Origin of the sequence: Nocardiopsis listeri (assembly GCF_020741345.1) — a bacterium.
Classification (GTDB): Bacteria; Actinomycetota; Actinomycetes; order Streptosporangiales; family Streptosporangiaceae; genus Nocardiopsis; species Nocardiopsis listeri_A.
Map to the genome: position 1 here is coordinate 22,921 of NZ_DYZD01000079.1, position 6,451 is coordinate 29,371.

Here is a 6,451-nt window from a genome sequence, read left to right on the forward strand (position 1 = left end):
CCTCATGTTCGAGAGGACGCGGGGGAGGGACTCAGGCCTCTTCCGGGTCCCCGGACCGGGCGTCGCCGTTGCTCTCGTGCACGGCGCCGGAGGCGGCGGTGGCACGGCGAAAGGCCGAGGTGGGGAACTGTGCGGCGTAGACGGACTCTTCCTCTTCGCCGCCGGAGACGAACTCGGTGCGCTTGCGCGGCAGCGACTGCGGGTAGTTGGTGGCCAACCAGGTGACGAGGTGCTCGCGGATCTCGCAGGCGACGTTCCACTGCCCCCCGGTGTCGGCGGCGGTGGCGACCACGCGCACCACGACCTCGCCGGACTCGCTGATGTTCACGACCTGGCAGGACCAACTGCGGCCGTCCCAGTTCTTGCTGGAGGTGATGAGCTTGCCGGCCTCCTCGCGGAGTTCGGCGATGGGCACCTCCCAGTCCAGGGGGAACTCGACCTTGGCGGTGATGTTGGTGCCGGACTTGGTCCAGTTCTCGAAGCTGGTCGTGGTGAAGTTGAGGACCGGGACCACCAGGCGGCGCTCGTCCCAGATCTTGATGGTGACGTTGACCAGGCTCAGTTCCTCGACACGGCCCCACTCGCCCTCGACCACGACGACGTCGCCGATGCGCAGGGCGTCGCTGAAGGCCAACTGGAGCCCGGCGAACAGATTGCCCAGGGTCGACTGCGCGGCGACACCGGCGACGATACCGATGACACCGGCCGAGGCCAAAAGCCCGGCCCCCAGGGCGCGCACGGCGTCGAAGGTGAAGAGGATGGCGGCGATCGCCAGGACCACGATGATGGACGTGACGACGCGGCGCAGCAGGCGGACCTGGGTCTGTAGTCTGCGGGCGCGACGGTCGGCGTCACCGTTGCTGACGGACAGGCGCTGCAGCACCATGTCGGTGGCCGCGTAGGCCAGGCTGAGCCCCAGCGCGGTGAGCGTGCCGATCATCAGGATCCGCATCGCGTGCTCGATGGTGGAGTAGGTGCTCCAACCCACGTCGCCCACGCTGGGCAGGGCCAGGTTCGCACCGACCACCGCGGCCGCGGTGTAGGCGGTCACGGCCGAACGTGAGACCACGTACCGGGCCATCGGCCAGACCTTGCCCAACTTGTAGTTGAGCAGCCAGTGCAGCACGAAGACGAGGGCCATGGAGACCGCGACGGCGATGCCGATCGCGATCCAGTGCGCAACGGTCACGGCGTGGACCTCCTTGTCGTCAATGTCGGGAAGTTGCTGAGTTACCCGCCCAACTTAGAGCATGTGGATACTCAATCGTGACGTTTGGATGAACGATCATTGTGATTTGAGGGGTCCATCGGCCCTTGTGCGCCGGGCCGGTGGCCGTTTGTCCGCGCGACCCACCAGAATGGGGGTATGGCTGCGACTCCTCACCTGCGACCGGCACCCGGATCGATCCCGACCGAACCGGGCGTCTACCGCTTCAGGGACACCGCCGGCCACGTCATCTACGTGGGCAAGGCGAAGAACCTGCGGTCACGCCTGTCCTCCTACTTCCGTGACTTCGCGGGTCTGCACCCGCGCACCCAGCAGATGGTCTCCACCGCCGCCGACGTGGACTGGACCATCGTCGGTACCGAGGTCGAGGCGCTTCAGCTGGAGTACTCCTGGATCAAGCAGTACAACCCGCGTTTCAACGTCAAGTACCGCGACGACAAGAGCTACCCCTACCTGGCGGTGACCCTCAACGAGGAGTTCCCACGAGTACAGGTGATGCGCGGAGCCAAACGCAAGGGGGTGCGGTACTTCGGCCCGTACTCGCACGCCTGGGCCATCCGCGAGACCGTCGATCTGATGCTGCGGGTGTTTCCGGTGCGTACCTGTTCCGCAGGGGTGTTCCGGGGGGCCCGCAACAGTGGACGGCCCTGCCTGCTCGGGTACATCGGCAAGTGCGTCGCCCCGTGCGTGGGAAAGGCCACACCGGAGGAACACCGGGACCTGGCCGAGGACTTCTGTTCGTTCATGGCCGGTGACACCGGACGCTTCATCCGCGGCCTGGAGGGCCGTATGAAGGAGGCGGCCAAGGTACAGGAGTACGAGCGGGCCGCGCGGATCCGCGACGACATCGAGGCCCTGCGCGCCGCCCTGGAGAAGCAGGCCGTGGTCCTGCCCGACTCCACCGACTGCGATGTCATCTCCATGGCCGAGGACCCGCTGGAGGCCGCGGTCCAGATCTTCCATGTGCGCGGCGGCCGGATCCGCGGCCGGCGCGGGTACGTGGTCGACCGCGTCACCGACGCCGACTCCGGCGAGCTCATGCAGACCTTCCTGCGCCAGATCTACGGCGGCCTGGGCGGTGAGGAGGAGATCGAGGGCACCGGCACCTCGGTGCCGCGCGAGGTCCTGGTCTCCCACGAACCCGCCGATCGCGAGGCCGTCGCCCGATGGTTGTCCGAACACCGCGGTTCCACGGTGGATCTTCGGGTGCCACGAAGGGGCGACAAGAAGTCCCTCATGGAGACGGTCGACAAGAACGCCAAGGAGGCGTTGGCCCGGCACAAGACGCACCGTGCCGGGGACCTGAGCACACGTTCTCGGGCCCTCAACGAGATCCAGGAGGCACTGGACCTGCCCGAGGCCCCGCTGCGCATCGAGTGCTTCGACATCTCCAACCTGCAGGGTGAACACGTGGTCGCCTCCATGGTGGTGTTCGAGGACGGGTTGGCGCGCAAGTCCGAGTACCGGCGCTTCTCGGTGCGCGGCAGCGGCGAGGGCGGCAGCGAACTGCACGACGTGGCGGCCATGTACGAGGTGGTCAAGCGCAGGTTCCGCCGTTACCTGGAGGAGAGTTCCAAGGCCGGTGAGCTCGCCCGCATGGGTGAGACCGGCGACCACGGCGCACAGCGGGAGACCGCCGAGGGCGAGCCTGCGCCCGGTAAGTTCGCCTATCCGCCCAACCTGGTGGTGGTGGACGGTGCCCGGCCCCAGGCCGAGGCGGCCAGGCGGGCCCTGGACGAACTGGGCATCGAGGACGTGGCCGTGTGCGGTCTGGCCAAGCGGTTGGAGGAGGTGTGGCTTCCCGACGACGAGGACCCGGTGATCCTCCCGCGCAACGGAGAGGGGCTCTACCTGCTCCAGCGGGTGCGCGACGAGGCCCACCGGTTCGCCATCCGCTACCACCGACAAAAGCGCGCCAAGGCGCTCACCGGCAGCAGCCTGGACGAGCTGCCCGGGCTGGGCCCGGCCCGGCGGAGCGCGCTCATCAAGGAGTTCGGCTCGGTGAAACGACTGGCCGAGGCCGGTGCCGAGGAGATCGCCGCCGTGCCCGGAATCGGTGCCAAGCTGGCAGAGGCCGTGCACGCGCACCTGTCCGGTGGCCCCGCCGGACAGGGTGAGAGGGTCCCCGGGGCGACGGCAGAGCAGAGTACCGACGGGGGAGGAGACAAATGACGGTCGAACTGGGTGGGGAACTGCCGCCCGAGGTGGTCATCGTCACCGGCATGTCCGGTGCGGGACGCAGCACGGCGGCCAGGGCGTTGGAGGACCTGGACTGGTTCGTGGTGGACAACCTGCCGCCGGGGCTGTTGCCGACGATGATCGAGCTGGCGGGCCGCACCCACGGCGCGGTGCCGCGGGTGGCGGTGGTGGTGGACGTGCGTTCGCTGGCCTTCACCGAGAACCTGCTGTCCACGGTCGAGGAGCTGCGCAAGCGCGACATGACCGCGCGCGTGCTGTTCCTGGAGGCCTCCGACGAGGCGCTGGTCCGTCGTTTCGAGGGGGTGCGCCGTCCCCACCCCCTGCAGGGCGAGGGGCGTCTGACCGACGGGATCGCCCGTGAGCGCGAGACCCTGCTCGCCGTCCGCGGTGAGGCCGACCTGGTCATCGACACCTCCCAGCTCAACGTGCACCAGCTCAAGGCGAGGGTGATCGGGTTCTTCGGGGAGAGCGACGAGGCGCGCACCCGCGCCAACGTGGTCTCCTTCGGTTTCAAGCACGGTCTGCCGGTCGACGCCGACCTGGTGCTGGACTGTCGTTTCCTGCCCAACCCCCACTGGGTGCCAGAGCTCAGACCCATGAACGGACGTGATGAGCCGGTACGCGACTACGTCCTCTCCCAGGACGGCGCCAAGGAGATGTTGGAGGCCTATGTCGAGGTCCTCAAGCTGACCATCGCCGGCTACCAGCGCGAGGGCAAGCACTACATGACCCTGGCCGTGGGCTGTACCGGAGGCAAGCACCGGAGCGTGGCCATGGCGGAGCAGTTCGCCGAGAGACTGCGAGGACAAGGGGTGGACGTCAACGTCGTTCACCGCGACGTCGGCCGCGAGTGACCACGACGACCCCGGCCCGCCACGGCCCGGTGAACCGAATCGCCAAGAGGGGCGTCTTCCCCTACATTGGCCCGATCATGGTCGGTTCCTCGGCCTCGTGCAGGGACTCGGGCACGGTGGGCCGGGGTGTCCGTTGGACCAGGGGACGAGGGGACAGGCCGAAGGCATGCCGAAGAGCACCGAGCCGGACGAACCGGATGAACCGGACGGGGGAGACGTTTCGCGTCCACCCCGGGTGGTGGCGCTGGGAGGCGGACACGGCCTGTACGCCTCGCTGTCGGCGTTGCGCAGGGTGACCACCGACGTCACCGCGATCGTGACCGTGGCCGACGACGGTGGCTCCAGCGGCCGTCTGCGCGAGGAACTGGGGGTGCTCCCACCAGGGGACCTGCGGATGGCGCTGGCGGCCCTGTGCGGGGACGACGAGTGGGGTCACACGTGGACCCAGGTCCTCCAGCACCGGTTCCGATCCGAGGGAGACCTGCACGGCCACGCCGTCGGCAACCTGCTGATCGTGGCGTTGTGGGAGCTGCTGGGCGATTCGGTGGCCGGTCTGGACTGGGTGGGGCAACTGCTCGGCGCCCACGGCCGGGTGCTGCCGATGTCGTCGGTGCCGTTGGAGATCTCCGCCGAGGTGGCCGGGGTGGACCCCGCCCGTCCCGACGAACTCACCACGGTGCGCGGCCAGGTGGCCTGCGCGAGCACCAACGGGCGGGTGCGTTCGGTGTCGCTGTTGCCCGAGCAACCCCCGGCCAGCGCCCAGGCGGTCAAGGCGGTCCGGGAGGCCGACTGGGTGGTGTTCGGTCCCGGATCCTGGTTCACCAGCGTCCTGCCGCACCTGTTGGTCCCCGATCTTGCCAACGCCCTGATCACCACCCGGGCCAAGCGGATGGTGGCGTTGAACCTGTCGCCGCAGAAGGGCGAGACCGACGGCTTCCGCCCGGAGACCTATCTGGAGGTGCTGCGCGAGCACGCGCCCGAACTCGGGGTGGACGTGGTGCTGGCCGACACCGGGACGGTCGAGGACCCGTTCCCGCTCATGTCGGTCGTCGGTGAACTGGGCGGTCGGCTGGAGCTGGCCGACCTGAACCGCGGGGACGGAACCCCCCGGCACGACTCCGACAAGCTCGCCGCGGCGTTCGAACGCGTACTACTGACCGATCCCGAGGAGGAACGCGAACCTTGATCCGGTTCGGGTTCGTGTCGACCCTTGTCCGGGAAGGGCGATCGCATGGCCGACGAGCACCGCATCCACCTGGAACGTGTCTACGACGAGGTCCGCGCCCGCAGGCACCCCGAGAAGGGGGAGGAACCGCCGCCCGGTGAGCGTTTCCTCGTGGACCGCATGTGGCCGCGCGGGGTGAGCAAGAGCGCCATGGAAGGCGTCACCTGGCTCAAGGACGTGGCGCCCGGTTCCGATCTGCGCACCTGGTTCGGGCACGACCCGGATCGTTTCGAGGAGTTCTCCGAGCGGTACCGAACCGAGCTGGAGGAGAACCCCGAGGCGCTCGAACCCCTCCTGGAGGCGGTCGGGCGGGGGAGGGTGACCCTGCTGTACGCGGCCAAGGACACCGAGCACAACCACGCGATCGTGCTGCGCGACCATCTGGAGTCGCTCAGAGGATCGAAGGGCAATTGACCCCACATCGCCACGAAGGCCGACACGCCGCCTGTGACCTGGGTCGGTGGATCGGCGACACGCCGTACGGGGGTCGGCGTCCAGGCCCGCGTCACGTAGTCTGCGACGAGTAGGTCGCCCGGTTCCCACACCGGGCGACGGTGGCCGGTGTCGGGTGTGAACACCGGTTTCCTGACAGCTCAAGGGGAGGATCGCAGCGATGGCGATGACCGGCGTGGTGAAGGACGAGTTGAGCCGTCTGGCGATTCTCAAGCCATGCTGCCGTAAGGCGGAAGTGTCCACCATCTTGCGGTTCACCGGAGGCCTGCACCTCGTGGGCGGCCGGATCGTGATCGAGGCGGAGCTGGACACGGGGGCGGCCGCGCGCCGGTTGCGCAAGGACATCTCGGAGGTCTTCGGACACGAGTCCGAGGTGGTCGTGCTGTCCCCCAGCGGGTTGCGCAAGGGTAACCGGTACGTGGTGCGGGTGATCAAGGAGGGCGAGTCCCTGGCCCGACAGACCGGGCTGGTGGACAACAACGGGCGCCCGGT

The 6,451-nt window shown here is 68.6% G+C and carries 6 protein-coding genes; 5 read left to right on the forward strand and 1 reads right to left on the reverse strand.

The genetic code is table 11. The features are described from left to right. Window positions 1-31: 31 nt before the first annotated feature. A complete protein-coding gene (locus tag K8V84_RS05320) occupies window positions 32-1,189 on the reverse strand; it encodes a mechanosensitive ion channel family protein (protein ID WP_304071159.1) in 1,158 nt (385 codons plus the stop codon). A gap of 177 nt (window positions 1,190-1,366) precedes the next feature. Here K8V84_RS05320 and uvrC point away from each other — a divergent pair, with 177 nt between their 5' ends. From uvrC to whiA, 5 genes are all read left to right on the forward strand, one after another. After that, window positions 1,367-3,400, forward strand: coding sequence for an excinuclease ABC subunit UvrC (uvrC, locus tag K8V84_RS05325; protein ID WP_304071162.1), 2,034 nt, complete (start codon window positions 1,367-1,369; stop codon window positions 3,398-3,400). Continuing rightward, on the forward strand, window positions 3,397-4,281 hold the full coding sequence (rapZ, locus tag K8V84_RS05330) for an RNase adapter RapZ (protein WP_304071165.1): 885 nt from the start codon (window positions 3,397-3,399) through the stop codon (window positions 4,279-4,281). Before uvrC ends, rapZ begins: the two co-directional genes overlap by 4 nt. 166 nt (window positions 4,282-4,447) lie before the next feature. Next, entirely contained in the window at window positions 4,448-5,467 is a 1,020-nt protein-coding gene (yvcK, locus tag K8V84_RS05335; protein ID WP_304071166.1) for a uridine diphosphate-N-acetylglucosamine-binding protein YvcK, read from the forward strand. Window positions 5,468-5,512: 45 nt separating this feature from the next. After that, window positions 5,513-5,920: a DUF488 domain-containing protein gene (locus K8V84_RS05340; RefSeq protein ID WP_304071169.1), complete on the forward strand. Its 408-nt coding sequence runs from the start codon at window positions 5,513-5,515 to the stop codon at window positions 5,918-5,920. Window positions 5,921-6,119: 199 nt separating this feature from the next. Continuing rightward, the coding region (whiA, locus tag K8V84_RS05345) for a DNA-binding protein WhiA (protein WP_304071172.1) at window positions 6,120-6,451 on the forward strand (332 nt) is incomplete at its 3' end.

What these genes read in the sequence shown, in the direction of transcription:
- rapZ (WP_304071165.1), top strand. Translation starts at nt 3,397, where the DNA reads ATGACGGTCGAACTGGGTGGGGAACTGCCGCCCGAGGTGGTCATCGTC.
- uvrC (WP_304071162.1), top strand. Translation starts at nt 1,367, where the DNA reads ATGGCTGCGACTCCTCACCTGCGACCGGCACCCGGATCGATCCCGACC.
- K8V84_RS05340 (WP_304071169.1), top strand. Translation starts at nt 5,513, where the DNA reads ATGGCCGACGAGCACCGCATCCACCTGGAACGTGTCTACGACGAGGTC.
- yvcK (WP_304071166.1), top strand. Translation starts at nt 4,448, where the DNA reads ATGCCGAAGAGCACCGAGCCGGACGAACCGGATGAACCGGACGGGGGA.